Source organism: Actinoplanes hulinensis, from assembly GCF_019429605.1.
Classification (GTDB): Bacteria; Actinomycetota; Actinomycetes; order Mycobacteriales; family Micromonosporaceae; genus Actinoplanes; species Actinoplanes campanulatus.
In genome coordinates, this window is the sequence record NZ_JAHXZI010000020.1 from 136162 (window position 1) to 161672 (window position 25511).

Annotated in this window: 24 protein-coding genes; 12 read left to right on the top strand and 12 right to left on the bottom strand. The window is 72.3% G+C overall.

The window, feature by feature from the left end:
- Window positions 1-12: 12 nt before the first annotated feature.
- Entirely contained in the window at window positions 13-678 is a 666-nt protein-coding gene (locus KZ829_RS32925) for an EcsC family protein (RefSeq protein WP_372453935.1), read from the bottom strand.
- A gap of 213 nt (window positions 679-891) precedes the next feature.
- On the opposite strand from KZ829_RS32925, the gene KZ829_RS32930 reads away from it, so the two are divergent.
- Window positions 892-1797 (top strand): proteasome assembly chaperone family protein, encoded by a 906-nt coding sequence (locus KZ829_RS32930; RefSeq protein ID WP_220147724.1) that lies wholly within the window; start codon window positions 892-894, stop codon window positions 1795-1797.
- A gap of 72 nt (window positions 1798-1869) precedes the next feature.
- Here the strand turns inward: KZ829_RS32930 and KZ829_RS32935 are convergent, their stop codons facing one another.
- Both KZ829_RS32935 and KZ829_RS32940 read right to left on the bottom strand, forming a co-directional pair.
- Window positions 1870-2319, bottom strand: coding sequence for a GNAT family N-acetyltransferase (locus KZ829_RS32935; RefSeq protein ID WP_308285760.1), 450 nt, complete (start codon window positions 2317-2319; stop codon window positions 1870-1872).
- Complete coding sequence (locus KZ829_RS32940) at window positions 2316-3059, bottom strand: class I SAM-dependent methyltransferase (protein ID WP_220147725.1); 744 nt, start codon at window positions 3057-3059, stop codon at window positions 2316-2318. The genes KZ829_RS32935 and KZ829_RS32940 overlap by 4 nt, the downstream gene beginning before the upstream one ends.
- Before the next feature lie 165 nt (window positions 3060-3224).
- On the opposite strand from KZ829_RS32940, the gene KZ829_RS32945 reads away from it, so the two are divergent.
- From KZ829_RS32945 to KZ829_RS44220, 5 genes are all read left to right on the top strand, one after another.
- Entirely contained in the window at window positions 3225-3839 is a 615-nt protein-coding gene (locus tag KZ829_RS32945) for a hypothetical protein (RefSeq protein WP_220147784.1), read from the top strand.
- A 213-nt stretch (window positions 3840-4052) separates the two neighbouring features.
- Window positions 4053-4961, top strand: coding sequence for a DMT family transporter (locus KZ829_RS32950; protein WP_220147726.1), 909 nt, complete (start codon window positions 4053-4055; stop codon window positions 4959-4961).
- Between the two features lie 147 nt (window positions 4962-5108).
- Complete coding sequence (locus KZ829_RS32955) at window positions 5109-6074, top strand: TolB family protein (protein ID WP_220147727.1); 966 nt, start codon at window positions 5109-5111, stop codon at window positions 6072-6074.
- A 336-nt stretch (window positions 6075-6410) separates the two neighbouring features.
- The gene (gene trmB / locus KZ829_RS32960; protein WP_220147728.1) at window positions 6411-7028 is read left to right on the top strand and encodes a tRNA (guanosine(46)-N7)-methyltransferase TrmB; all 618 of its coding nucleotides are present in this window, start codon (window positions 6411-6413) and stop codon (window positions 7026-7028) included.
- Window positions 7029-7399: 371 nt separating this feature from the next.
- Window positions 7400-9382 carry a sensor histidine kinase gene (locus KZ829_RS44220; protein ID WP_308285761.1) on the top strand — a complete coding sequence of 661 codons (1983 nt, stop codon included), beginning with the start codon at window positions 7400-7402 and terminating at the stop codon, window positions 9380-9382.
- Between the two features lie 9 nt (window positions 9383-9391).
- Here KZ829_RS44220 and KZ829_RS32970 read toward each other — a convergent pair whose 3' ends face one another.
- The 3 genes from KZ829_RS32970 to KZ829_RS32980 form a co-directional block, all read right to left on the bottom strand.
- Window positions 9392-10021: a hypothetical protein gene (locus tag KZ829_RS32970; protein WP_220147730.1), complete on the bottom strand. Its 630-nt coding sequence runs from the start codon at window positions 10019-10021 to the stop codon at window positions 9392-9394.
- A gap of 29 nt (window positions 10022-10050) precedes the next feature.
- Window positions 10051-11847 (bottom strand): gamma-glutamyltransferase, encoded by a 1797-nt coding sequence (ggt, locus tag KZ829_RS32975; protein WP_220147731.1) that lies wholly within the window; start codon window positions 11845-11847, stop codon window positions 10051-10053.
- A gap of 82 nt (window positions 11848-11929) precedes the next feature.
- A complete protein-coding gene (locus KZ829_RS32980; protein WP_246636659.1) occupies window positions 11930-13414 on the bottom strand; it encodes an alpha/beta fold hydrolase in 1485 nt (494 codons plus the stop codon).
- Between the two features lie 148 nt (window positions 13415-13562).
- Here KZ829_RS32980 and KZ829_RS32985 point away from each other — a divergent pair, with 148 nt between their 5' ends.
- Window positions 13563-14645 carry a PQQ-dependent sugar dehydrogenase gene (locus tag KZ829_RS32985; protein WP_220147732.1) on the top strand — a complete coding sequence of 361 codons (1083 nt, stop codon included), beginning with the start codon at window positions 13563-13565 and terminating at the stop codon, window positions 14643-14645.
- Window positions 14646-14649: 4 nt separating this feature from the next.
- On the opposite strand, the gene KZ829_RS32990 is transcribed toward KZ829_RS32985, so the two are convergent.
- From KZ829_RS32990 to KZ829_RS33000, 3 genes are read right to left on the bottom strand one after another with little or no spacing between them, the layout of a single operon-like run.
- On the bottom strand, window positions 14650-14904 hold the full coding sequence (locus tag KZ829_RS32990; protein WP_220147733.1) for a hypothetical protein: 255 nt from the start codon (window positions 14902-14904) through the stop codon (window positions 14650-14652).
- A gap of 12 nt (window positions 14905-14916) precedes the next feature.
- Window positions 14917-16554 carry a sodium:solute symporter family protein gene (locus KZ829_RS32995; protein ID WP_220147734.1) on the bottom strand — a complete coding sequence of 546 codons (1638 nt, stop codon included), beginning with the start codon at window positions 16552-16554 and terminating at the stop codon, window positions 14917-14919.
- A gap of 57 nt (window positions 16555-16611) precedes the next feature.
- Window positions 16612-17265 (bottom strand): HAD family hydrolase, encoded by a 654-nt coding sequence (locus tag KZ829_RS33000; RefSeq protein WP_220147735.1) that lies wholly within the window; start codon window positions 17263-17265, stop codon window positions 16612-16614.
- Window positions 17266-17501: 236 nt separating this feature from the next.
- Between KZ829_RS33000 and KZ829_RS33005 the strand changes: the two genes are divergently transcribed.
- Entirely contained in the window at window positions 17502-18656 is a 1155-nt protein-coding gene (locus KZ829_RS33005) for a glycosyltransferase (RefSeq protein WP_220147736.1), read from the top strand.
- Between the two features lie 17 nt (window positions 18657-18673).
- Here KZ829_RS33005 and fgd read toward each other — a convergent pair whose 3' ends face one another.
- Together fgd and KZ829_RS33015 are read right to left on the bottom strand one after the other, a co-directional pair.
- The gene (gene fgd / locus KZ829_RS33010; protein WP_220147737.1) at window positions 18674-19672 is read right to left on the bottom strand and encodes a glucose-6-phosphate dehydrogenase (coenzyme-F420); all 999 of its coding nucleotides are present in this window, start codon (window positions 19670-19672) and stop codon (window positions 18674-18676) included.
- A gap of 47 nt (window positions 19673-19719) precedes the next feature.
- Complete coding sequence (locus KZ829_RS33015; RefSeq protein ID WP_220147738.1) at window positions 19720-21525, bottom strand: sigma-70 family RNA polymerase sigma factor; 1806 nt, start codon at window positions 21523-21525, stop codon at window positions 19720-19722.
- A 135-nt stretch (window positions 21526-21660) separates the two neighbouring features.
- On the opposite strand from KZ829_RS33015, the gene KZ829_RS33020 reads away from it, so the two are divergent.
- The 4 genes from KZ829_RS33020 to KZ829_RS33035 all read left to right on the top strand — a co-directional run bounded on the left by KZ829_RS33020 (window position 21661) and on the right by KZ829_RS33035 (window position 24763).
- Window positions 21661-22053, top strand: coding sequence for an ATP-binding protein (locus KZ829_RS33020; protein WP_220147739.1), 393 nt, complete (start codon window positions 21661-21663; stop codon window positions 22051-22053).
- A gap of 122 nt (window positions 22054-22175) precedes the next feature.
- Window positions 22176-23315: a PP2C family protein-serine/threonine phosphatase gene (locus KZ829_RS33025; protein WP_220147740.1), complete on the top strand. Its 1140-nt coding sequence runs from the start codon at window positions 22176-22178 to the stop codon at window positions 23313-23315.
- Window positions 23316-23405: 90 nt separating this feature from the next.
- Entirely contained in the window at window positions 23406-23870 is a 465-nt protein-coding gene (locus KZ829_RS33030) for a MarR family winged helix-turn-helix transcriptional regulator (protein WP_220147741.1), read from the top strand.
- Window positions 23871-23884: 14 nt separating this feature from the next.
- Window positions 23885-24763, top strand: a complete 879-nt coding sequence (locus tag KZ829_RS33035; RefSeq protein WP_220147742.1) for an LLM class flavin-dependent oxidoreductase — start codon at window positions 23885-23887, stop codon at window positions 24761-24763.
- 195 nt (window positions 24764-24958) lie between these two features.
- Here KZ829_RS33035 and KZ829_RS33040 read toward each other — a convergent pair whose 3' ends face one another.
- Entirely contained in the window at window positions 24959-25309 is a 351-nt protein-coding gene (locus tag KZ829_RS33040) for a histone-like nucleoid-structuring protein Lsr2 (RefSeq protein ID WP_183215542.1), read from the bottom strand.
- Between the last annotated feature and the right edge of the window lie 202 nt (window positions 25310-25511).

The following is a 25511-nucleotide window of genomic DNA, read 5'->3' on the forward strand; positions in this document are numbered from 1 at the left end:
CGGAGCAGAACCTTAGGGCTTGCGGTAATACTCTCCCGCGCGCCGGGCCAGGTCCTTGGTGGCCGCCGAGTTCACCCACGTGCCGAAGATCATGCCGGCGCCCGGGATCATCTTGGCGAACAGCCGCTTCGCGGCCTTGAGCCCGGCCATCCGGGCGAGTTTCACACCCAGGGTGACCAGTACGCCGGCGAGCGGCCGCCCGGAGTCACCGGTGAAGATCCGGCTGGCGCGCTCCCGTCCGGCCGCGACGCCGAGCGCGGTCCGGGCGGTCTCGGCCAGCCGGTGCACCCGCTGGAGCACGAGCAGGTCGGTGGCGCGCTCCGGGGCCGCCGGGTCGGCGCCGTAGGCGGCCGCGATGTGCAGCACCATCCGGGCCTGGGTCCAGGCGAGCACACCGACGTCGAGGACCGCTCCGGGCAGGCCGGTCGCGCCGGACACCGCCCCGGAGACGCGGGCCAGGTTGGTGAAGTGCCGGACGGCGAGCCCGGCCAGCTGCTCCGGCTCCAGCTCGGGACGGTCGGCGCGCATCCGGGCGTGCCAGTCGGCGGCCTCGGGGCCGAGCCGGCGGATCGCATCCAGGGCGAGATGCTCGGGCGCGTACTGGGGGTCGGCCTTCATCCGGGTCCACAGGGTTCCGGGCGGGGCGGTGGTCTCGGGTACGGACTGCGGTCGAGTCAAGATCACTCCGAGGGGGCGAGGGAAGGGATCTGGGGACCCATTGTGCGGGGTGCGCGCACGTCCCCCCACGGCGCGGGGTGTTCACCGTCACAGCCGTGTGGCGCGCGTACGGCGTACGAGATGATGCGAGGGGCCGGAATGAGAAACGCCGGCCCGAGGTTGGCAGGGAGAAGCCCGCGTCAGCGGGCGCGTGCTTCGAGAGAGGATCGCAGCGTGCTCGACCCACACGGGCTCTATGAGGTGACCGGTGACCTGCCGGCTCTGGACGGCCCGGTGCTCATCCAGGCGCTCACCGGTTTCGTCGACGCGGGCAGCGCCATCCAGCTGGCCCGCGACAATCTGCTGGAGCAGCTGGAGAGCGAGGTCGTCGCCACGTTCGACCTGGACCAGCTGCTGGACTACCGGTCCCGTCGCCCTCCGATGATCTTCGAGGCCGACCACTTCACCAGCTACGAGGACCCGGTCCTCGCCCTGCACCTGGTCAAGGACCGGTTGGGCACACCGTTCCTGATGCTCGCGGGCCCCGAGCCGGACCTCCAGTGGGAGCGTTTCATCGCCGCGGTGACCGGCCTGATCGACCGTCTCGGCGTCAAGGTCACGGTCGGCCTCAACGCCATCCCGATGGCCGTCCCGCACACCCGCCCGGTCGGCGTCACCGCGCACGCCACCGACAAGCGCCTGCTCGGCGAGCACGAGTCGTGGTTGCAGCGGGTCCAGGTGCCGGCCAGTGTCGGCAACCTTCTCGAGTTCCGGCTCGGCGACTCCGGCCACGACGCGCTGGGCTACGCCGCCCACGTCCCGCACTATCTGGCCCAGACCGCCTATCCGGCGGCCGCGGAGCTGCTGCTCGACTCGGTGTCGGCGAACACCGGCCTGGCCCTGCCGACCGGTGAGCTGCGTGAGTCCGCCAAGCTGGTCCGCGTCGAGGTGGACAAGCAGATCACCGACGACGAGCAGGCCACCCGCCTGGTCGCCTCGCTGGAAGCACAGTACGACGCCTTCATCCGCGGCCGTCAGGGCAATCTGCTGGCCGGCTCGGACACGCCGCTGCCGACCGCGGAGGAGCTCGGCGCGGAGCTGGAGCGCTTCCTCGCCGAGCAGGGCCGCGACGACAGCTGACCGGCGCCCCGCGTGGGTGGTGGCGGCGGGGCCCGTCAGTGACCGGCGCTGCTCAGCGTGGACGCTTGTCGATCATTTGACATCGACGTAGTGGCGAAGGCGGACCGGCCGCCCACCGACGGTCCAGTCGGCGACGGCGGTGTGCGTGTGGCGCCAACCGGTCGCCTCGTAGAAGGCGACCGTCCCGGCACGGCGGTCGTCCTCCGGGACGTTCAGCGTGAGGGTGTGGCCCTGCCCGGCGGCCCACTCCCGGGCGGCGCCCACCAGCCGGCCGGCCACCGCACAGCGGCGCGCGGCCGGCACGACGTAGAGCCGGGAGAGCTCGCCGCCCCGGTGCACGGCCACGTGACCCAGCACCGCGCCGTCCGCGCCGGCCACCACCCACGCGCACAGTTGCTCCTCCGGCGCCAGCCAGCGGCGTGGATCCGCCGGCCAGTTCAGCGGGTAGCGGTCCACCTCGTGCACCGCGCGGAGGGCCGCCACGCAGCGGTCCAGGTCGGCCGGCTCACGCCGGCGGATCACGCGTCCTCCCCGAACGGATGGAAGTCGTCGAAGGCGGGTTCGCGCAAGTCGGTGGGGAGGCGTACGGCCCGGCAGCGAGGTTCGCCGGTCACGCCCGTGCCGCCGGAGACGCGCATCCGCTCGGCGGTCCGGACGCCCTCGGCGATCCGGGTGCCCCGCGCGAACGCCGCCGGGATCACCGTCCAGCCGAGGTTGCGCTCGTAGTAGCGGACCGCGGTCCGCACCGAGGGCGCCCAGTCGTCGTCCAGGACGATCAGCCCGCCCGGTTTCACGATCCTGCGAAGGAAGTAGAGGTCGACGAACACCTCGTGGAACCGGTGGCTGCCGTCGACGAACGCCGCGTCCGCCACGGTCCCTCCGGCGAGCAGCCGGGGCAGGGCGATCGACGACGGCTCCCGGATCAGCTCGGCGATCCGGTCCAGGCCCGCCTCCACCAGAAGCTTCCAGCCGGTGTCATGAAAACCTTCCGATTGGTACGGGTCGATCACGACATGCCGTGGCCGGGTCCCGCCGACGGCCAGCAGCGCCTCCCCGATCGCGAGCGCCGAACCGCCGTAGGCGAGCCCGACCTCGACGACCGTCTCCACCCGTTCCGCGATCAGCAGGTCGCGGAGCAGATCGCAGTCCCACTCCGGCAGGGTCACCGCCTCGAAGTCCAGCTCCGGTCCGCGGGTCCATCCGGGACCGTCCGCACGCAGCCGCCGCCGGGTGTCCCGAACCCGCGCTCCCGCCTCGTTCATCGGACTCCTTCCACGTTGGGAATGTCGTACCCGTCGATTAGAATGTATGTACGAAAGAGGGGACCTGAGCTGCGGATCTTCGGCGGATTTCCGCAGCGCGAGTGAGGAGACGACGTGACGATCTCGACCACCACCCCCGTGCCCGTGATCCCTCCCTATGCGACGATGCTCGGCTTCACACGGTATGTGTCCCGCACCGGCCCGGCGAAGGCCACCTTCGTCGGCGGCCTGCGCCGGCAGCGGGAGCGGCGGAGCGGTTTCAACCCGCACGGCCAGCTCGTCAAGGCACTGAAGGCGGACATCGCGTTCCGCACCGGCGGCAGCTACCTCGGCGGCGTCGTCGACGTGGTGAAGGACCGCTGGAAGCCGCTCTACGAGGCGTTGCGCGCCGGCGCCCGCACCTACCTGGCGTCGCTCGGCGACCCGGAGCGGGTCGATCTGGCGCAGACCCGTGACGCCATCGCCACGGTCGGGCCCCTGGCCGTGAAGATCAACCCACATTTCGGCCTGCGCTATGCCGACGGCAGGCGCGAGGCCGTCCGGCTGCACTTCGACGAGGAGCCGCCGAGCGCGGAGGCCGCGACCGCGATGCTGCACCTCATGGCCCGCCACATGGACCAGATCCTGCCCAACGCCGAGCCGGTCCTGGTCGATCTGCGACGGGGTGTCGCCCACCGCATCGACGCGGCGGCCCGTCCGGCCGATGTCGAGAGCTGGCTCGCCGGCGAGGCGGCCGCCTTCACCGCGATGTGGGCCGCCACCGCCGCTCCGGCCGCCTGATCGGTGCCGTTGCCCGGTGTGCTCCCCCACACCGGGCAACGGCGCCCGCCGATGTGGCGTTAGGCTGCCGGGCGTGAGTCCCTTCCCCGGCGTCCTGCCGCCGCCGCGCTCCTGACCGGAGCGCCGCCACGCCGGTCGAGTCCTGCTTGACCGGCTGTCTCGCCTTGCGCTCCGTCGCCGGCCCTTGACGACTCACTTCCGCACGGAGCGCATGTGTTCACCACCACTCTCTCGTCCCGCGTCCCCGGTGCCCGGCTGAGCCTGTTGCAGGTCTCCGCCGCCGGCGTCCTCTGGGGCACCACCGGCGTCGTCGTCCAGGTCGTCGCCGAACGCACCGGCCTCGGCGCCCTGGCCATCGGCTTCTACCGGCTCGCCGTCGCGGCCGCCGTCCTGCTGCTCATCGGCCTGGCGGCCCGCCGCCCGATCGTGGCCGCGTTCCGGGCGGCACCGCTCGCGATCACGGTGGCCGGGGTCGGGCTCGCCGCCTATCAGGCCCTCTACTTCGTGGCCGTCCGTCTCGGCGGGGTCAGCATCGCCACCGTGGTCAGCCTCGGGCTCGCTCCCGTGCTGCTGAGCGCCTGGGAGACACTGCGCACCCGGCAGCGGCCCGGTGCCGCCGCCCTCGGCGCCTCGGTGGCCGCGATCGCCGGCCTCGTGCTGATCGCCGGCGCCACCGTCGAACCGGGCACCGCCACCGCGGCCGGTTACGGGCTGCTCGCCGCGATCGGGTCCGGCGTCGTCTACGCGGCGTCCACCGCCGTCAGCCGGCACACCACCCAGGGCGTCGAGCCGCTGACCCTCACCACCCTGTCCTGCGTGATCGGCGCGATCAGCCTACTGCCGCTCGCCGCGGTCGAAGGGCTGTCCTTCACCCCGCGGGCCACCCCGGTCGCGCTGCTCGTCTACGCCGGGGCGGTCACCACGGCGCTGGCGTACGCGCTGTTCTACACCGGGCTGCGCCGCATCTCCGGGAGCGTGGCCGTGATGGTCACCCTGCTCGAGCCGCTCACCGCCGCACTGCTCGCCGTCGTCCTGATCGACGAGCCGCTCGGCGCCGCCACCATCGTGGGCGGGCTGCTGCTGCTCGGCGCGGTGGCCACCCTTTACCTCGACGCGGACTGACGGTGGATGACGTCCGTACTGTCGGATGTCACCAGATCGGGCAAGATTTTTCCAAGTATCCGCGCGGTAACCGCTTAGGTGCAGCTCGGTTGCGACGATTACCCCTGGTGTAAGCGGAAACTGGCGGATCTCGGGGGGCGTTCGGCCATGAAGAAGCTCGGAAGCGTGGCGCTGGCGGCGGCGATCGGACTGGGCGGCTCGCTCTTCCAGCCCGTGGCGGCGGAGGCGGCGACGACACTGCCGAGCCTGGTCGCCTACGTGCGCGGCGGCGACGTCTACGTCAGCAAGGGCCCCACCGAGAAGCGGCTCACCACCGGCGGCGGTCACGCCCGGCCCCGCTGGTCGCCGAACGGCCAGCAGCTCGCCTACCTGAAGAGCGGCCAGCTCTGGACCATGAAGGCGGACGGCACCGGGCAGCGCCGCCTCACCACCCGCCCGGCGGCCGGCCCGTCCTGGTCCCCGGACGGCAAATGGATCGCCTTCGCCTCGCTGTCCTGCTCCGGCGGCCCCGGTGTGTACCGGATCGCCGCCGGCGCCGCGGCCGCCAAGCCGGAGGTGCTGTTCCCGCGCGACTGCCGTACCGAGGCGCTGCCGGCCGAGCGCACCGCCACCACGAAGGCCACCGGCTCCCTGAACGAACGGCTCCGCACCGACGACGCGGTCGCCTGGTCACCCGACGGAACCCGGGTCGCCTTCCGCGGCGGTGACTGCGAGTCCGTCTACGACTCCTGCCTCACCATCGGCACGGTCTCCGTCGGCGACGAGAAGACGGTCGCGGCCTACGGTGGCGGCAGCCTCCAGAACAGCGGTTTCGCCGTCGTGCCGAGCTGGCGCGCGGACGGCGCGAAGCTCTCCTGGACCGCCTACCAGGAAGGCGAGACCCCGGCCGAGAGCAAGCCGGTCCACGTCATCGAATACGACACCGCCACCGGCGCCAAGCGCACCGTCGGCAGCGCCATGGACCGGGAACTCGCCTACATCGACAGCGCCCGCGCCGTCATCACCAGCCAGAAGAACGGCGGATCCTGGGTCACCCTCCTCGGTCTGGCCACCGGCGCCCACACCCCGATCCGCACCGGCTCCCAGCCCAGCGTCCAGCCGCTGCCCCGCTGACCCATTCATCAGTACGCGGAAAGCCCCCACCGCACTCCCGGAGAACTGTGGCACCGGCTCGCGAGCCGGTGCCACGGTTCTCCGGGCTGAGAGTGGGATGTCCGGCCGGCCTTGAGGGTGAGGGGCGGACCGGCCCGGCGGCGGCTCGCGTGCTTGCGTTGCGGTCAGGTGGCGGAGAGGACGGGACGGGGTGAATTCTTCGGGGGCGGGGACGCCGTACCGGGGAGGGTTTGATTTCGGGTCGGCGGGGTCGGCGTCCTATCGTGGGCCGCGATGAGTGAGACCGGGACCGACGCAGCCAGGCCGATTCGTACCTTTCATCCGCGCCGTGGGCGGATGAGCAGCCGTCACGCGGACGCGCATGCGGCTCTGTGGCCGCGGTACGGGATGACCGTCGAGGACGGGGACCGGACTCCGCTGGATCTCGTCGCGCTGTTCGGGCGGGAGATGCCGGTGGTGCTGGAGATCGGGTTCGGGATGGGGGACGCCACCGCGGCGATGGCGGCGGCGGATCCGGGGCGGGGCTATCTCGGGGTCGAGGTGCACACGCCGGGGATCGGGAACCTGCTGGCGCTCAGCCGTGATCTCGGGCTGACCAACGTCCGGGTGGCGTGCGGTGACGCCATGCAGTTGGTGCACCGGATCGCGCCGGGGATGCTGGACGCGGTGCACGTGTTCTTCCCGGATCCGTGGCCCAAGGCGCGGCATCACAAGCGGCGGCTGATCCAGCCGGGGAACGTCACCCTGCTCCGGGAGCGGCTCCGGCCGGGTGGGGTGTTCCACTGTGCCACCGACTGGCCCGAGTACGCGGTGGCCATGGCGGAGACGCTCGACGCGGATCCGGGCTTGCGGCGCCTCGCGGCCATGCCGCACGGGCGGCCGGAGACCAAGTTCGAGAGGCGTGGGGCCGTCGCGGGCCGGCCTATCAGCGATCTCCGGTACGAGCGGAGCTGAACCGCCGATCCGTTCGCGACCGGTGAGGATTTGCCGGTTTCAACCCTTTCGCGCATCTACGCTGGGGGTGGAGGTCGGCCATGCGGCGAGATGTCCCCGGCGGCGCCGGGCGGTCCGGAAGGGCGCAGGCGGCGGAAGCCGCGGCAGTCGCGCACGCGGCCGAACCTCCCGGGGCGGGTCCGGTCGATCCTCGATCGGCCGCGTCCCAGGCAGCGTGTCCGGCGGTTCCGAGTGAGGGACGGCCGGGCGCGCCGATCGGGGGGTCGGCCGCCGGCGGGCATTCCGCTCCGCCGGCGGCCGCTGACCCCTCGCGGGGGACGGCGGTCGACGGGAGCCGGGCCGAGTTGTTTCCGGCCGCCCTGCATCGGGGGGTGCTGACCAGCGGGTCCGCGGATCAACTGGCGGCCCTGACGGCGCGGGCCGCGAACGCGCCGAGCGCCTGCATCCAGTTCATCGAAGAGGATCGGCTGCGGCTGTACGGCAGTTGGGGCGTCTCGACGGACTGGGCGGACGTGACCAGCACCGGGCTGGAGAACTCGCTCGGCGGGATCGTGGCACGCGGTGGCGAGCCCCTGATCATCGAGGACGCGCGCCTGGACGAGCGGGTGCCGGACGGGGTGATCGGGTGGGACGACGGCGCCTACCTGGGCTGTCCGGTGTACGACCGGCGGGGGCTGGTGCTCGGGGTGTGCTGCGCCTACGACCACCGGCCGCGGGAGTGGACGCCGGAGCAGGTGACTGCGGTGGCCGAGGCGGCCGAGGTGGCGACCCTGCTGATCGGCGAGCGGCTGGCACGCCACGAGCTGGAGCAGCAGCACCGGTTCCTGGACGCGGTGCTGGACAGCCTGCACGACGGGGTGACCGCGTGCGACGCCGAGGGCCGGGTGGTGTTCACGAACGAGCGGATGCGCCGGCTCTGGGGCGATTCGCCGATCGAGGACGTCACCGGGCTGGCCGACATCTCGGGGGTGCCGCTGCAACGGGACGATCTGGGGCTGTTCCGGGCGCTGCGCGGGGAGCGGGTCCGGGACACGCCGATCGCCGCGCAGGGGCGGAGCCACCGGACCCGGTACTTCCTGATGGACGCGCAGCCGATCCACGGTCTGGACGGGCGGGTGCTGGGGGCGGTCCAGGCGGTGCAGGACGTGACCCGGCAGCGGCGGGCGGAACGATTCCGCAGCTGTGAGCTGGCCGTCACGACGGCTCTCGCGGAGGCGCCGAGCATCGAGGCGGCCGGGCCGCGGGTGCTGGAGGCGGTGGTCGCCACCCTGGACTGGGTGCACGCCGAACTGTGGACGGTCGGCGACGGGACGATCCGGGCGGCGGCCCGGTGGAGTGCCCCGGGCTGGCCGTCGGGCATCCCGGTGCCGGAGCGGCTGGCGTACGGTCAGGGCCTGGCCGGTCGCGCCTGGCAGGTGGACAAGCCGCTGTGGATCCGGGACGTGGGCCGGGCGCAGAGCCTGATCTCGCCGGGCACCTCGGCGGGCCGGCTGCACACCGCGCTGGCGATCCCGGTGCACCACGGGACCGGGCCGATCGGGGTGCTGACCGTCTTCGCCGACTCGGTGGAGGATCCGGAGGACGAGCTGGTCGCGCTGATGCTGGGGATCGCCGCGCATCTGGGGCAGTTCGTGGAGCGGCGCCGGGCGGAGGACCTGCAACGGCAGCTGGCCCGGAGCAAGAAGGAGTATCTGGCGCTGATCGGGCACGAGCTGCGCACGCCGTTGACGTCGATCAGCACCTACACCGGGCTGCTGCGGTCGGCGGACGAGGCGACCCTGGTCCGGGACGGGCCGCGCCTGATCGAGGTGATCGAGCGGAACACCGACCAGCTGCGGGAGATCATCGACGAGCTGCTGGAGTTGTCGGCGCTGGACGCGGGGCATGCGGACGTACGGCGTACCCCGATGGATCTGGCCGCCGTGGTGCGTGAGGTGGTCGACCGGGCGCGGGCCGCCATCGACGGCGCCCCGGTGGTGATCGACGCCGACCTGCCGGGTGAGCTGATCGTTCCGGGCGACCGGGACCGGCTGCGGCACGTCGTGGAGAACCTGCTGGGCAGCGCGGTCCGTTTCAGCCCGGACGGCGGTCACGTGACGGTGTCGCTGCGCGGCACCGGGCGGGACGCCGAGCTGGCCGTCTCGGACTCCGCCACCGACGTGCCGCGCGCCGAGCGGGAGCAGATGTTCACCGGGCACTTCCGGACGGCGCGCGGCCACGACCGTACGCTGCCGGGCAGTGGCCTGGGTCTGACGCTGAGCCGGGCCGTGGTGGAGAAGCACCACGGCAGCGTCGAGCTGACCGGCGGCGACACCGGTACGACCGTGCTGCTCCGGCTGCCGCTGACCGGGTAGGCCCGGGCCTCAGTCGGTCGGCCGGCCCCGGCGCTCGATCTCCCGCTGGACCTCCGGGTCCCACTCGGACGCCTTCCAGTCCTCCTCGGTGATCAGCGACTTCTTGCCGGACGGGATCGGCATGTCGGTGAGCCGCCGGATCCGGTTACGGGTCAGCACCACCCCGATGATCAGCACGAGCAGGCCGCCGAACCGCAGACCGGTGACGGCGTACGCGTGCAACTGCCCGGACAGCACGTAACTGGCGGTGATCAGCGCGAGGGTGAGGAACAGGGCGCTGTAGCCGGCGATGCCGGGGCCGGCGTCGGTGACCCGGTGGGCGCTGATGATCCAGACGATGGTGCAGACCACCAGTCCGATGAGGCAGACCAGCGCGAGGAACCCGGCGATCATGGCGAAGACCACCATGAAGCCCATCGGGCCCACCCCGGTCGGGTCGGTGGCGCCCCGCACCAGCGCGTCCGCCCCGACCGAGGCCAGCACGGCGGTGGCCACCGCGACGATCATGTAGGTCACCGCGAACCGGATCACCCGCCGGCTGGCCACGGCGAACGTCTCCAGCTCGCCATCGTTCACCCGGACACACCGGTGCGCGCCACCGTCCAGGGACGGCGGCGCGCCGCACTTCGCACAGAACATGGGGCCGATCCTCCCCCATGCTCCGCCGGTCAGCGCTTCGGGTGGACCACCGCGGCCGCGCCGCCGCCCCGGCGGGTGGGTTCGGCGGTGGCGATGAAGCCGCCGCCCCGGGTGAACTCGATCGCGGTGGCCGCGCCGAGTTCGGCAACGTCCGCGGCGAACGTGTGGCCGAGCGGGGTGAGCACCGGACCGTACTGGTTGCGGAACGCCGCCTCGGCCTGGATGCCGGCGCTGTTGCGCTGCGAGCCGCGCGGCGCGGCCATCGCCTCCGGCAGGGTCATGCCCAGGTCGAGCCGGTTGACCAGCACCTGGAGCACGGTGGTGATGATGGTGGCGCCGCCGGGCGAGCCGAGCGCCAGGAACGGCCTGCCGTCGGCGAGCACGATGGTCGGCGACATCGAGCTGCGCGGCCGCTTGCCCGGGCCGGGCAGGTTGGGGTCGGGCGCGGAGCCCTGGGTGGGCGCGAAGTTGAAGTCGGTCAGCTCGTTGTTGAGCAGGAAGCCGCGCCCCGGCACGACCATGGTGTTGCCGCCGGTCGCCTCGATGGTGAAGGTGTACTCGACGACGTTGCCCCAGCGGTCGGCGACGGTGAGGTTGGTGGTGCTCTGCCCCTCCTCGACGGCGCCGCCCACGGTGGCGGTGGCGCAGCCGGAGCCGTTGAGGTCGCCGGGTGCGACCGGCTTGACCAGGGCCTTCGTGCGGTCGATCTCGCAGGCCCGCTGCGCGCCCCAGCGATCCGAGATCAACTTCTTCAGGACCGGTCGATCGGTGTACGCCCCGACGTACCGGTTCCGGTCGGCGAAGGCGAGCGCCGACGCCTCCAGGTAGTAGTGCAGTCGGTCGGTGGCGGTCGCCGAGGTGGGCAGCCCGGCCTCGATGATGTTGAGTGCCTCGCCGACCGCGGTGCCGCCGCTGGACGGCGTGGACATGCCGTAGACGGTGAGCCCTCGGTAGTCGGAGCGGGTCGGGGCCGGGAACCGCAGCCGGTAGCCGGCCAGGTCGGCCCTGGTGAGCACGCCGGGCCGGATCGGGTACGCCCAGGTGCCCCACGGGTCGGCCGCGACCGGCGGGTGCTGGACCGTCCCGACGATGTCGCCGGCGACCGCGCCCCGGTAGAAGACGCCGGTGCCCTTCTCCGCGATCAGCCGGTAGGTGGCCGCCAGGTCGGGGTTGCGCTGGATCGTGCCGACCGCGGGCGGCGCCCCGCCCGGCAGGTAGAGCTCCCGGCTCGAGGTGAACTGGCCGAACGCCGCGGCGTTGTCGGCGACATGCTGACGGAACGTGGCGTCGACCTCGAAGCCCTGCTCGGCGACCCGGGCGGCGGGCCGCAGGGAGGCGGCCAGCGAGCGGGTGCCCCACCGGTCCAGCGCCTCCTCCCAGGTGGCCAGGGTGCCGGGCGCGCCGGCGGAGAGCCCGCTCACCCGGGCCTCGCTGAAGTCGTACGGCAGCCCGTCCGCCGGGTCGATGAAGTATTTGTCGGTGGCGGTGGCCGGCGCGGTCTCCCGCCCGTCGATCGTGAACACGGCCCGTTTCCGGGCGTCGTAGTAGACGAGGAATCCGCCGCCGCCGATGCCGGACGAGAACGGCTCGGTGACGCCGAGCGTGGCGGCGGCCGCGACCGCGGCGTCCACCGCGTTGCCGCCGCGCCGCAGCACGTCGAGGCCGACCGCGGTGGCGGTGGCGTCGACCGTGGCGACCGCGCCGCCGTAGCCGACCGCGGTCGGCTCCTTGACCGGTGTGCCACCGCCGGCCAGGGCCGGTGGGGACGTGACCACGAACCCCAGGGTGGTCAGGGACAGCGCTGTCAGCGCGGGCAGGATCCGCATCGGCCCTCCAGATTGGACAACGTCGGCCATCTATCCCTGCCTACCGGGGATCGGCGCGGCGCACAACCGATCGGCCGACTCCTCATCCGACGCCGAACGGTTTCGGCTCGATCGCCGGGCAGGACGCGCCGGACGCGGGCATGGTCAGCCCGATCAGGTAACGATCGACCGCGCCGCTGACGCACGGGCTGTGCGTGTACGCCACATGCCCCCACCCCTGGTAGGTGAGCAGCCGGGCGGCCGGGCCGAGCTGCCGGGTGACCTGCTGCGCCCACACGTACGCGGTGGCCGGGTCGTACCGGGAGTTGACCACCAGGACCGGCCCGGGGACGGGCGGGATCGGCCGTTGCGGGTTGACCGGGGCCTCGCGGCCGAGGCAGCCGCCCAAGGCTCTCAGCGCGAGCGGCGAGGCAAGCATCTGCGGGGCCCGGACCGCCAGCGCCCGCATCCGGCCCTGGTAGGCGGTGAACCCGTCGACCGGCAGCCACCAGTCCTGGCACATGACCGCCCCGAAGCTGTGCGGGGTGAGGTCGGCCGATTCCAGGACGGGGGAACCGGCCGCCGGCACGGGTGCGGGCTGCGGCTCGTACGCGTCTTTCAGGTAGTACGCGAACGAGTACCACTGCGGGTCGTAGAACGCGCTGAACGCCGCCGAGACGAGCTCCCAGGCGCCGATCCGGGCCGGCGGGTCGTACGGGTCGATCAGCTGCCCGGCCCTGGCCCGCCGCATCAGTTCCGCCCAGATCAGCTTGATGTCCCGGCCGCGCAGCACGCACATGCTGTCCCGGGCGCACCAGGCCACGAACTGGTCGAAGGCGGCCTGTACGGCATCCGCGGTCTGGGTGAGGAAGGCGTCCACCCCGGCGCTGTGGTCCATCACGCTGTCCAGCACCAGGGCGCGCAGCCGGTCCGGATAGCGCTCGGCGTAGAGCAGGCCGAGCAGGCTGCCGTAGGAGGCGCCGTAGAAGCTGATCCGCTGTTCACCGAGGGCGATCCGGACGGCCTCCATGTCGTGGACCACGCTGATCGAGTCGGCGTGCAGGTAGACCGCCCCGCTGCGGCTCGCACAGTCGGCGGCCAGCCGGCGGTTGTACTCGCCGGCCTGCCGGAACTGGGCCTCGGTGGTGAACAGGGGCGCCGGCTTCCGGTCTACCAGCGCCTGGTCGCAGAGGATCGGGGCGCTGCGGCCGGCACCGCGGGGGTCGACCCCGACGATGTCGAAGCGGCGGCGCACGTCGGTGCCGAAGTACTCGTGGTCCAGAACCAGGTTGGCCGCCGAGACGCCGGGGCCACCGGGGTTGACCAGCAGCGTCCCGACCCGGGTGGCCCGGTCGGTGGCCGGGCTGCGGGCCAGGGCGATGTCGAGGCGGGGGCCGGACGGCGCGGACCAGTCGACCGGTACGCGGATGGTCCCGCACTGCACCGTGGCGTCCCCGGGGCACGGTTTCCAGGCGATCGGCGACTCGGCGCCCGGCGCCCGGTCGGCGTGGGCCGGCTGTGGGGCGTACGCCAGAAGGGTCGTGAGGGTGAGGATCGCGGCCGTGACCCGCCGTGCCAAAGCTCGCAAAGCCCAGACCTCCGCCCCACGCGGCTCGGCACCACGCGGCCCCATCTTGGGCCGGATCGACCCGGCCGATCCGGCAAACAGCGTCATTTACCGCATATAGGGCACATCTCGGCGAGCCGTCTCCGGAGATGCGTGGCAGGGTTGGGGAATGGCATCGATCCGCCGGGCCCTCGCGGCGACCAGTGTGGCCGTTCTGACCGCCTGCTCCTCCAACGGGGAGGCGGTCGCACCGACGGTGGCGCCGGTGCCGGCCCGCTCGGGTGCTCCGGCGCCCTCGGTCACCTCCCCGCGGACCCCGGATCTCTCCGCGCCGGAGACCGTGGCCACCGGCCTGGACGTGCCGTGGGGTCTGGCCTTCCTGCCGGACGGCACCGCCCTGGTGGCCGAGCGCGACACCGCCCGCATCCTCCAGGTGCGGCCGGGCGGCAAGCCCAGCGAACTGCGCCGGCTCGCCGCGGTCGACGCCGGCGGCGAGGGCGGCCTGCTCGGGCTCGCGGTCAAGGACGACTGGGTGTATGCGTACTACACGGCCGCCGACGACAACCGGATCGTCCGGTTCCGCAGGTCCGGCGGCGACCCGGAGGTGATCTTCGACGGGATCGCCAAGGCCGGGAACCACAACGGCGGCCGGATCGCGTTCGGCCCGGACGGCATGCTCTACGCCGCCACCGGGGACGCGGGCGAGCGGTCGCGCTCACAGGACCGCGACGACCCGGCCGGAAAGATCCTGCGGCTCACCCCGGAGGGCGACCCGGCGCCCGGCAACCCGTGGTCCGGTTCCCCGGTCTGGAGCCTGGGTCACCGCAACGTGCAGGGCCTGGCCTGGGACGCACAGGGCCGGATGTACGGCATCGAGTTCGGGCAGAACCAGTGGGACGAGGTCAACCTGATCGAGCCCGGGAAGAACTACGGCTGGCCCGAGGTGGAGGGCCGCGGCAGCGACGACCGGTTCGCGAACCCGATCGTCCAGTGGGGCACGGACGAGGCCTCCCCGAGCGGGGCCGCCGTCGCCGGCGGCACCCTCTACGTCGCCGCGCTCAAGGGCGAACGACTGTGGACGGTGCCGCTCGGCGGCGGCTCGGCGAAGGCCGAGTTCACCGGGAGGTACGGCCGGTTGCGCACGGTCGCCGTGGCGCCGGACGGTTCGCTGTGGCTGACCACCTCGAACACCGACGGCCGCGGCGACATCCGCGACGGCGACGACCGGATCCTGCGCTTCCCGGCCCGCTGACCGGTCAGGCCGCGCGGTCCTCGTCCGGCTCCGGCTCCGCTTGCGGCTCCGGAAGCGGAGGCGGCGGGTTCAGCCGCAGCCAGAGCAGCATCAGCAGCCCGAAGGCCAGCATGCCGAGACCCATCCAGAGATTTATCCGTACGCCCTGCGCCTTCTCCAGTTCGGAGGGACCGTCGAAGATCCCGATCAGGGTGACGATCACGCCGTAGAGCACGAACAGGCCACCGATCACCCGCCGTACGTCGAATAGCCTCGCCATCGTTCAGCCTCCTCACCAGACCGGGATGTACAGGACGAACGCCAGGATCACCGCGGTCACCCCGAGCAGCACCGGGTTGCGCCACCACACCCGGTCCTCGACGAGGGTGTCGCCGGCCGACCCGTAGACCAGGCCGCGCAACTCGTCCTCGCTCTTGCCCGGCGTGAACGGGGTGATCAGCGCGGCCACCACCACCGCCGTCACGAAGGCCAGCCCGGCGCCCCAGAAGCTCTGCTCCAGGTCGGAGTTGAACTCGATCACCTCGGTCAGGTGCAGGATGTAGAGCGTGAACGCGGCCAGGAAGCCGAGCAGCAGCGACCAGAACCCGGCCCACGCCGACATCCGCTTCCAGAACATGCCGACGATGAAGGTGGCGAACAGCGGCGCGTTGAACAGCGAGAACAGCGCCTGGATGTAGTTCATGATGTTGTCGAACCCGGCCGCGATGAAGGCGGTGCCGATGCCGACCACGATGCCGCCGACGGTCGCGATCCGGCCCACCCGCATGTAGTGGGCGTCGTCGCGGTCCTTCCGGATGTACGTCTGCCAGATGTCGTAGGTGAAGACGGTGTTGAACCCGCTCACGTTCGCCGCCATGCCGGCCATGAACGACGCCACCAGGCCGGTCACCGCCACCCCGAGCACACCGTTGGGCAACAGGTCACGCATCAGCAGCGGAATCGCGTTGTTGTACGTGTACACCCCCTCGTCCGCCCCCAGCCCCTGCACGGTGACCAGGGCGATCAGCCCGGGGATCACGGTGATCGCCGGGATCAGCAGCTTCGGGAAGGCGCCGATGATCGGGGTCCGCCGGGCCGCGCTCATGTCCTTGGCGCTCAGGGCCCGCTGCACCTCGGCGAAGTTCGTCGTCCAGTAGCCGAACGACAGCACGAAACCGAGCCCGAAGACGATGCCGATCCAGCTCGCCCCCAGCGGGTTGTCGGTGCCGCCCGTGTTCGACCAGGTGTGCAGGCCGGCGTCGCCGAGCGGGGTCTGCCGGACCTTGTCGAACAGGCCGTCGATGCCGCCGACCTTGACCAGGCCGATGATGGTGATCGGCAGCAGACCGGCCACGATCACGAAGAACTGGAGCACCTCGTTGTAGATGGCCGAGGAGAGGCCGCCGAGCGTGATGTAGGCCAGCACGATGAAGGCGCCGATCACGATCGACGTCCAGAGCGGCCAGCCGAGCAGGGCCTGGAGGATCAGCGCGAGGGCGTACAGGTTGACACCGGCGATCAGCACCTGGGCCACCGCGAAACTGACCGCGTTGAACAGGTGCGTCGGCCGGTTGAAGCGCAGCCGCAGGAACTCCGGGACGCTGCGCACCTTGGAGCCGTAGTAGAACGGCATCATCACGATGCCGAGGAACACCATGGCGGGCACCGCGCCGATCCAGTAGTAGTGCAGCGTCATGAGGCCGTACTGGGCGCCGTTCGCGGCCATGCCGACGATCTCCAGGGCGCCCAGGTTGGCCGAGATGAAGGCCAGACCGGTCACCCAGGCCGGCATCGACCGGCCGGAGAGGAAGAAGTCGGCGCTGGAACGGATCGCGCGCCGGGCGGCGAACCCGACCCCCAGCACGGTGACGAAATAGACCGCCAGAATCAGATAGTCGACGAACCCCACGTCGAGCCGGAGTCCCGCCACGGGCCACCTCCCTAAGTGGCCGCGGACTACCCCGATCGACGGGCTTTCACACCACCGTCACAGGGCGGCGATCGCCTCCGGCGTGACCTCGGTGATCGACCCGACCACCAGACGGGCTCCGGCCAGCGCGTCCGCGGCCGGCGGGTAGACGCCGTGCGGGACGGCGATCACGGTGAGACCGGCCGCCGCGGCCGAGCGCAGACCGTTGCTGGAGTCCTCCACGGCGGCGCAGACGCCGGGGGTGAGGCCGAGTTTGCCGACCGCCTCGAGGTAGACGTCCGGGGCCGGTTTGCCACGCGGCACCTCCTCGGTGGAGAGGGTCACCTCGAAGGCGCCGGTCAGCCCGGCGGTCTCCAGCACCTGGTCGATCAGGATCCGCGCCGAGGAGCTGGCCAGGGCGAGGCGGTAGCGGGCGCCGAGCGCCCGGACCGTCTCGACGGATCCGGGAATCAGTGGCAGGGCTTCGCGGTAACGCCCGGCCATCCGGCCCAGGACGTCCGCGGCGACCTCCGGAGCGGTACGGGGGACGCCCACCTCGCCGGCCAGGTGCGCCGACCACTCCCCGGTGCTCATGCCCATCATCCGGTCCTGGCTGTCGGGCAGGAACTCCCGCCCGTGCTCGGCCACGTAGGCCCGCCGGACCTCCTCCCAGACCTCCTCGGTGTCGATGATGACCCCGTCCAGGTCGAAGACGATCGCCTCGATGTTCACAGCTCCTCCACCGGCTCGCACATCGATCACCCTACCCAAACGCTTCTGTACGCTCGGTCACACTCCCACGACGCAGGAGGGGCGTCTCCGCCGGTTCGGTCCGCGCAGATGATCACACTCAACCGATAGGCCAGGGTGCAGGCGGGTGGCTGGACGGTAGCTTCGGGCGCATCCTTGACGTCGAGCCGGGGAGCCCGTCCCACATGCCAGTGCCGAAAGCCCCGAGATCACCCTCCGTGAGTGTCGTGATTCCGGTCCCCACCGCGGACCGGCTGCCGATCCTGCTCGGCGCGCTGCCTCCGGTGCACGAGGTGATCGTGGTGGTGGGGCCCGGCGAGGAGATCGTCCGTGGGCTGCCCCGGGCCGCCCGGATGATCCGCCAGACCCGCACCGGGGCCGGCAACGCCCTCGCCTGCGGGGTCGAGGCGGCCATCGGCGACGTGGTCGTCACGGTGCCCGGCGACGGTTCGGCCGACCCGGCCGAGCTGCCCCGCCTCGTCGAGGCGCTGCACTCCGGCGCCGACGTGGCGGAGGGCGTGCACACTCCGGCCCGGTTCACCGACCTGATCCTGCTGTGGCTCATGAGCGTCCTGCTCGGCTGCCGCCCGTCCGGCGCCGGCTCCGGTCTCCGGGCGTTCCGGCGTGACGTGGCCGACCGGCTGGGACTGCCCCGGGTGGCCGGGACCGAACCGGCCCGCGGCGACGGCCGGGACGGTGAGCCGCTGATCACCGTCCGGTCCCGGGCCGCCGGCCTGCGGGTCACCGAGGTCCCGGTGGCCCGGCGCCCCGCCTTCACCGGCACCCCGCTGCTCACCGGCATGTCGGCCGTGTTCCGCGAGCTCCTGGCCCGGCGCCGGGCCGCGCGGGCCACCACGCCGGAGAGCATCGTGGTGCTCACCGACGGGACGGCGCGCCCGGCGCCGCCGATCATCGTGGGCCCGGAACCCGGCGAAACCGGACTCAACGCCCCCAGGCGCCCGACGATCGACCGGCTGCCCGCCGGTCCGGGGCCACACCGCTGGCCGTCCCCGAACAGCATCGCCGGGCATCCCGAGCGGACCGCCCCCGACGGCGCCGGCCTCGGCTACCCGAACAGCACCGGCCTCGACTACCCGAACAGCGCCGGGCTCGGATTCCCGGACCGGCGCCGCGGGGAACGCCGCGGCGTGGAACGCCGTTCCGGCGCGGCCGGCCGTTCGATCACGGCGACCGGGCCCGCCTCGCTGCCGCCGGCCGCCCGACCGGCCGGGGAGATCCCGAACCGGCGGCGCTGGCGGGAGAACCCGGACACCACCGGCCAGCACCGTGCCCAGGCCCGTCCCAACCTGCGTGTGATCAACGGCGAGGGCGGCGGCTCCGACGGCGACCGGGGCAACCTCCGCTCGGTGTGAGTGTCCGGCCGGCGGGGTCAGCCGCGGGCGCGGAGCTGCGGCAGGATCTGGTCGGCGTAGAGGCGCAGGAATCGCTCCTGGTCCGGGCCGGGCGCGTGGAACACCAGGTGCTTGAAGCCCATGTCCAGGTATTCGGCGACCTTCGCGGCGTGTTCGGCCGGGTCCGAGGAGACGATCCAGCGGGTCGCGGTCCGCTCGACCGGCAGGGCGTCGGCCAGGCGCTGCATCTCCACCGGGTCCTCGACGCCGGTCTTCTCCTCCGGGGAGAGGGCCAGCGCGCCCCAGTAGTGGGTGTCGTCGCGGGCCCGCTCGATGTCGTCGTCGAAGGAGACCTTGACCTCGATCAGCAGATCCAGGTCGTCGATCTTGCGACCGGCCTTCTCGGCGCCCTCGGTGACGGCCGGCAGCAGCGTGTCGGTGTAGAGCGGGTGCCCCTTGCCGCTGGTGGTGATGAACCCGGCGGCGATCCGCCCGGCCAGCCGGGTGGCGGCCGGCCCGGAGGCGCCGATGTAGATCGGCACCGGCACATCCGGCTTGTCGTAGATCGTCGCGTTCTCGGTCCGGTAGAACTGGCCCTCGTAGGTGACCCGGTCCTCGGCCCAGAGCTTCTGGATGAGCAGCACGGCCTCCTTGAGCCGGGCGAACCGCTCCTTGCCGTCCGGCCACCGCGTGCCGAGCAGAACCTCGTTGAGCGACTCGCCGGAGCCGACGCCGAGGATCGCGCGGCCCGGCGCCAGGCAGCCGAGCGTGGCGAACGCCTGCGCCACCACGGCCGGGTGGTAGCGGAAGGTCGGCGTGAGCACGCTGGTGCCGATCAGCACCCGCTCGGTGCGCGCGGCGAGCGCCCCCAGCCAGGGCAGAGCCGCCGGAGCGTGGCCGCCGTCGTGCCGCCACGGTTGCAGGTGATCACTGACGAAGACCGAGTCGAACCCGAGCTCCTCCGCCAGAATGCCGTATCTGAGGAGCTCCGCCGGCGCGAACTGCTCCGCCGACGCCTTGTAGCCGAAGCGAATCATCACCGAAGCCTATCCCCGGTCCGGCTGCCGGCCGGGGTTCACGGCGGTCATCCGGCGGCGCGGTAGGCCTTCCCCGCTGCCGTGGGACTGTCCGCATCGGTGTAGAGGCCGAAGTCGGCGCTGTCACCGACGGCGGGCAGCCCGAACCAGGCGTACCGCTCGACGTACGACCGTTTCTCCAGGCCGGCGGTGGCACCCTTGATGAACCGGACCTTCTGCGCGTCGCTCGGGTAGCGCGGCGAGCTACCGAAATTGATCAGGCCGAACTCGGTGACCCAGATCGGCTTGCCGTAGCGCCGGTGGACGGCGTCGACGTAGCCGAGGAACTGGTTCACCGCGGCGGCGCTGAAGTCCGAGCCGTACCAGTGCAGGGCGATCGCGTCGACCCGCAGCCCCTTCGCCCCGGCGCCGGTCATGAACCGGTCGAGCCAGCCGCCGGCCGTGTCGCCGCCGAACGCGACGGCCGGGCTGACCAGCCTCATCCCGGTCGCCTCCAGTTTCGGCCAGGCGGCCAGCGCGGCCTCGACGGTCATGTTCGACTGCTCGGCCAGGTCCGGCTCGTTGAAGCCGAGCAGCACGTCGCCCTCGGCCTTCGCCCGCTTCAGGGTCGCGCCGGTGACGTCGGCGGCGCCCCAGATCATCGGCACGAACTCGACGCCGGCCGGGCCCGGCACCTCGTCGTCGGCCGGTCCCCAGTCGTAGTACCAGCCCGCGCCGACGTCCTTGAGCGCGCCCTTCGAACCGGCGAACTTCCACACCCCGGCGCCCTTCTTGGGCGAGCGGGCGGCGGGCACGGCGGTCGCCTTCCCCGACGGCGACGGCGACTTCGTGGTGGGCACGGCCGAGGGCGACAGCGCGGAAGAGGGCGCGGCCGGGGCGATGGAGACCTCCGGTGCCGCGACGACCGCCGCCGGCCTGGGCGGCTCCGCCGGTTCCCGGTACGTGTACGCGAGCGCGCCGCCGCCCGTCACCAGGCCCGCGGCGAGCACCCCGGCCAGCACCTTCGACGTCACGGCGCCACCGGTCTTCACCGCCACCGTCACGTTCGCGGCCGGCGTACCCGTACCGGGAAGGGTGTTGATCTGGATCCTGCCGAAGGCGGAGCCGAGGCCCGGTGGCAGCGGCACCAGCGCCATGCCGGCGAGCAGGCGCTCGGCCTCCACCATGTCCTGCCAGGCCGGCGCGCACTGCCGGCAGTCGCGGGTGTGCCGGGCGATGCGTTTGCGCCAGAGCGCGCCGGGCCGCCCGTCCCAGCCGGACAGGGTGGTGGACAGCTCCGGGCAGCGTGGCGGGCGCAGCGCCCGGACCACCGCGCGGGCGGTCTCCAGCTGGCCCTTCATCCGCTGGATCCGGACCGCGGCGTGCTGGCGGCCCAGGCCGGTGGCCTCGACGATCTCGTCGCGGGTGAGTTCGCCGGACGCCTCCAGCCACCAGAGCGAGAGCAGTTCCCGGTTCTCCTCGTCGAGCCAGCGGGTCGCCTCGGCGGTCTCCCGGCGCTGTCCGGAGAGTTCCAGGCGGGTGATCGCCAGGTCGGTGAAGTCGGCGCCGGGATCGCGCGGCTCGGGATCCAGCTCGACGGCCGGCGGCCGGTTCCGGAAGCGTTCCCGCACCTGGCGCACGGTGATCGCGACCAGCCAGGAGCGGAACGCCGCCGGGTCGCGCAGCTCGCCGAGGTTGCGCAGCACCCGGAGCATGACCTCCTGCACGACGTCGTCGGCGTCGGCGTGCCCCTCCAGGGCCCGGCCCACGATGGTGTAGACCAGCGGCAGGTAACCGGCGACCAGACGGTCGACCGCGGCCGGGTCGCCCGCGCGGGCGGCCGTCACGATCGCGATGCCGGGTTGTCGTGTCATGGTCTGCTCCTGCCCTCCGGGCGCGGGTCGCGCCGATGAGGGAGACGGGCGCGGGCACCATGGATAACACGTTTCGGCGCGGTGATCACCATTCGGCCGTGGTTAGCCGGACGGCGGATCGGGCACAGAAGAGGCATGCGCATGTCGGTCCGGCTCAATCTGCCCCGCGAGGTGGACAGCGTTCCGGCGGTGCGCCGGTTGTTGCGTTGCGCCCTGACGATCCTGCGAGTGGATCGTCAGGCCGGCGCGGATCTGGAGATCGCCCTCACCGAGGCGTGCGCCAACGTGGTGAAGCACGCGGCCGGGGCGGAGAGTTTCGAGGTGCACCTCGACGTGGGTGAGGACCGCTGCTCCATCGACGTGGTGGACGACGGCACCGGTTTCGATCCCGTGGTGGACGCCGCTCCGTCGACGACGAGCGAGCGGGGCCGTGGCCTCTTCCTGATCCGTGCGCTGGGCGAGAACGTGCGCATGCAGTCGAGCCCGCGTACCGGGAGCCTGATCCACTTCGAGAAGTCCTTCGCCTGAGGCAGCGGGTATCGCGCCGGGCCACCCGCATGGGGGGTGGTTCCGGCGCGAATTGCTTGCCGTATAACAAATACCTGTCGCTGTTGCCCGGTCGAACGTGACGCCGTGGAGAGGAGTCCGGAATGTCTGATCAACCGGCGCCCCTCGGCTCGCTGCTGCGGGCCGCGCCGCCCGACCGGCTACCCGAGGTGGCCGCCGAGCATCTGCGCCGCCGTTACGCCGCCGACACCGTCGAGGTGCTGGTGCCCGACCTCACCTTCACCCGGCTGCGCCCGCTGCTGGGCCGCGGCGACCACCCCGACGCCGCCGCGCTGCGCTGCTTCGGCAGCCAGCGCCCCGGCACCGAGCGGGCCAACGGCGGCCCGTTCCGGCTGCACCTGCCGCTGAGCTGTTGGGGCGAGCGGGTCGGGGTGCTGCGCCTCGAACTTCCCGAGAGACCCGGCGGGGATCTCGGCGACCGGCTCACCGCCGACGCCGACGAACTCGCCACCGCGCTGCGCGCCGCCTCGGCCGCGACCGACCGCTACCGGCGGGCGCAACGGCGGGCCCGGCTCACGATGGCCGCCGAGTTGCAGTGGGACCTGCTGCCCGGGCGGTCCCTCGGCGACGAGCGGTTCCTCATCGCGGGCCAGTTGGAGCCGGCGTACGACGTGCGCGGCGACCACTTCGACTGGGCCCTCGACGGCGACCGGCTGACCGTCACGGTGCTCAACGGCTGCGGCGACGGGATGGAGGCCGCCCTGCTCACCTCGCTGGCGGTCAACGCCATGCGCAACGCCCGCCGGTGCGGCGCCGATATCGTGGAGCAGGCCGAGCTGGCCTCCGACGCGGTGCACTCCCGGTACGGCGGCGCCGTTCACACCGCCACGCTGCTCCTGGAGATAGACCTGGTCGGCGGCGGGGTGGCCGCCGTGGACGCCGGTTCGCCGCACTGCCTGATCGCCCGCGGCGGCGGGACCGAGAGGGTTTCGCTGGAGGAGCAGCTGCCGCTCGGCATGTTCGGCGAGGCGCACTACGAGATCCAGCGATTCCAGTTGGAGCCGGGCGACCGGATGCTCGTGGTAAGCGACGGCGTCCACTCGGCCACACCCGGCGGGCTCGTCCGGTACGGCGCGTCCGCCCTGTTCAGCGCGGTTCGCCGGACACGGTTGCAGCCCGCCACCGAGGCGGTGGGTACGGTGATGAGGGGCCTGCGCGACTATCACGCCGGCGCCGAGCCGGAGGACGACGCCGTGACCGTCTGCCTGGACTGGCGACGCTGAGATTTTCTCGGCTTCGACGTTCGTGAACCTCCCCCGGCGGGTAATGCGTGTAAGTTCACGGGTTCGCGACTGGCGATGACGGGAAACGGCATGGAGCACGCCACCGAGATCGCCGCGGCTGTCGAGTCGTCGGTGGAGTCGCTGGTGGGCGTCCTCGAACGGGCCAGACTGGCCCAGCAGCCCGCGGTGCCGCCGGCCCAGCTCCGGGTGCTGACCATCGTCGCCGGCAACCGCCACACCAACATGAGCCGGCTGGCCGAGGCCCTCGACGTGGTGCCGTCCTCGGCGAGCCGCCTCTGCGACCGGCTGGAGGCCACCGGCCTGCTGCGCCGCGTCGCCGACCCCCGGGACCGTCGCGAGGTGCGGTTGCTGCTCACCTCGGCGGCCCGGCGGCTGCTGACCGACCTGCGGGAGCGCCGGCAGGCCGCGCTGGCCGAGGTGCTGGAGCGGATGCCGGTCGCCGCCCGGGAGGATCTGCTGCGCGCCCTCCAGGCGTTCACCGCGGCGGCCGAGCACCCCAGGGAACAACCAGAGGAGGGACGGCAGACGGCCTGACGTAGGCTTCCGCCGTGCGTATCGGCATCGTCATCCTTCCCGACCGGCGCTGGGCCGACGCGAGCCGGCGCTGGCGGCTCGCCGAGGAGTTCGGCTTCGACCACGCGTGGACGTACGACCACCTCGGCTGGCGCGATCTGGTCGACGGCCCGTGGTTCGACGCCGTGCCGACCCTCACCGCCGCCGCCATGGTCACCTCCCGGATCCGCCTCGGGACGTACGTGGCCTCGCCGAACTTCCGCCACCCGGTGCACTTCGCCCGGGAGGTCACCGCCCTGGACGACATCTCCGGCGGCCGGCTGGTCCTCGGCCTGGGCGCCGGCGGCATCGGCTTCGACTCGGCCGTCCTCGGCGTCCCGGAGCTGACGCCGCGCGCCCGGGTGGACCGTTTCGCCGAGTTCCTGGAACTCTTCGACGGCATCCTGCGGCAGCCGGCGACCACCTGGTCCGGTTCCTGGTATTCGGCGGTCGACGCGCGCAACGATCCGGGCCCGGTGCAGCAGCCGCGGCCGCCGTTCGTGGTCGCCGCCAACGGCCCGCGGGCGCTGCGTCTCGCCGCCCGGTACGGCGACGGCTGGGTGACGACCGGCCCGCAGGCCGACAGTGCCGAGGAATGGTGGCGGGCGGTGGCCGAGATCCGGGACCGTTTCCACGCCGCATGTGAGTCCGCCGGCCGCCCGCTGGAATCGGTGGACCGTTACCTGAACCTGGACTCGTCGCCGATCTACTCGATGACCAGCGTGGATGCCTTCACCGAAGCGACCGGGCGGGCCCGGGAGCTGGGATTCACCGATGTGATCACGCATTGGCCGCGGGAGTCCAGCTGGTACGCGGGTGACGAGAAGGTGCTGGAGGCCGTCGCCGCGGAGCTGCCCCGCCTCACTAATCGGTAAAGCCGGGTCCCATTCGGACCGATTGCGATTCCCTCGATGATCGAGTGGGATTTATCACGGTCTCCGGCAACCGGTCCGTTTACCGCCTGTTATCACCGGCTCCACGCACCGAGATCGACGGTCTCGCACCGCGTCAAGGCAACGTCACGCACCGTGCCGGTGAGGGGCCGCCGGCACGGTGACAACCGTTGGGAATCAGCGCCCGTGCGCCGCCCGGTAGGCGTTGCTGACCTCCTGCGGAATGCGGCCCCGCTCGGAGATTTTGTGCCCGTTCCGGATCGCCCACTCCCGGATCAGCCGGTTCTCGTCGCGGGAACCCGCGGTACGGACCGGAACGGCGCCACGCGACGGGATACGCCCCGACGTGGTACGTCCCAGCCGGGTTCCCGCGGAGATGAACGGGTCCAGGGCCTTACGCAGCCTTCCGGCATTGGCCTCGGAAAGGTCGATCGTGTAGCTGACGCCGTCCAGACTGAACTCGACCGTCCGATCCGCCTTCTTGCCGTCCAGATCGTCGATCAGGGTGGTGATTACCTGCCGCGCCATAACGACTCCCGAGAAGAATTAATCAACCGCGCCCGGTGAGGCTCATTCACGACGGTGGAGGCCGCCGCCGCCGACCTACGCTGAGTGACACTCAAGGTGGGTCCCGAATAAGCCTCAGTCTGGCGCGCGGAAGGTCCGCGGCGCAACTCCCCACCGCGATCCGGCAATTCTTTGGGCCCGGTTATCGGAATGGAACCTGGTA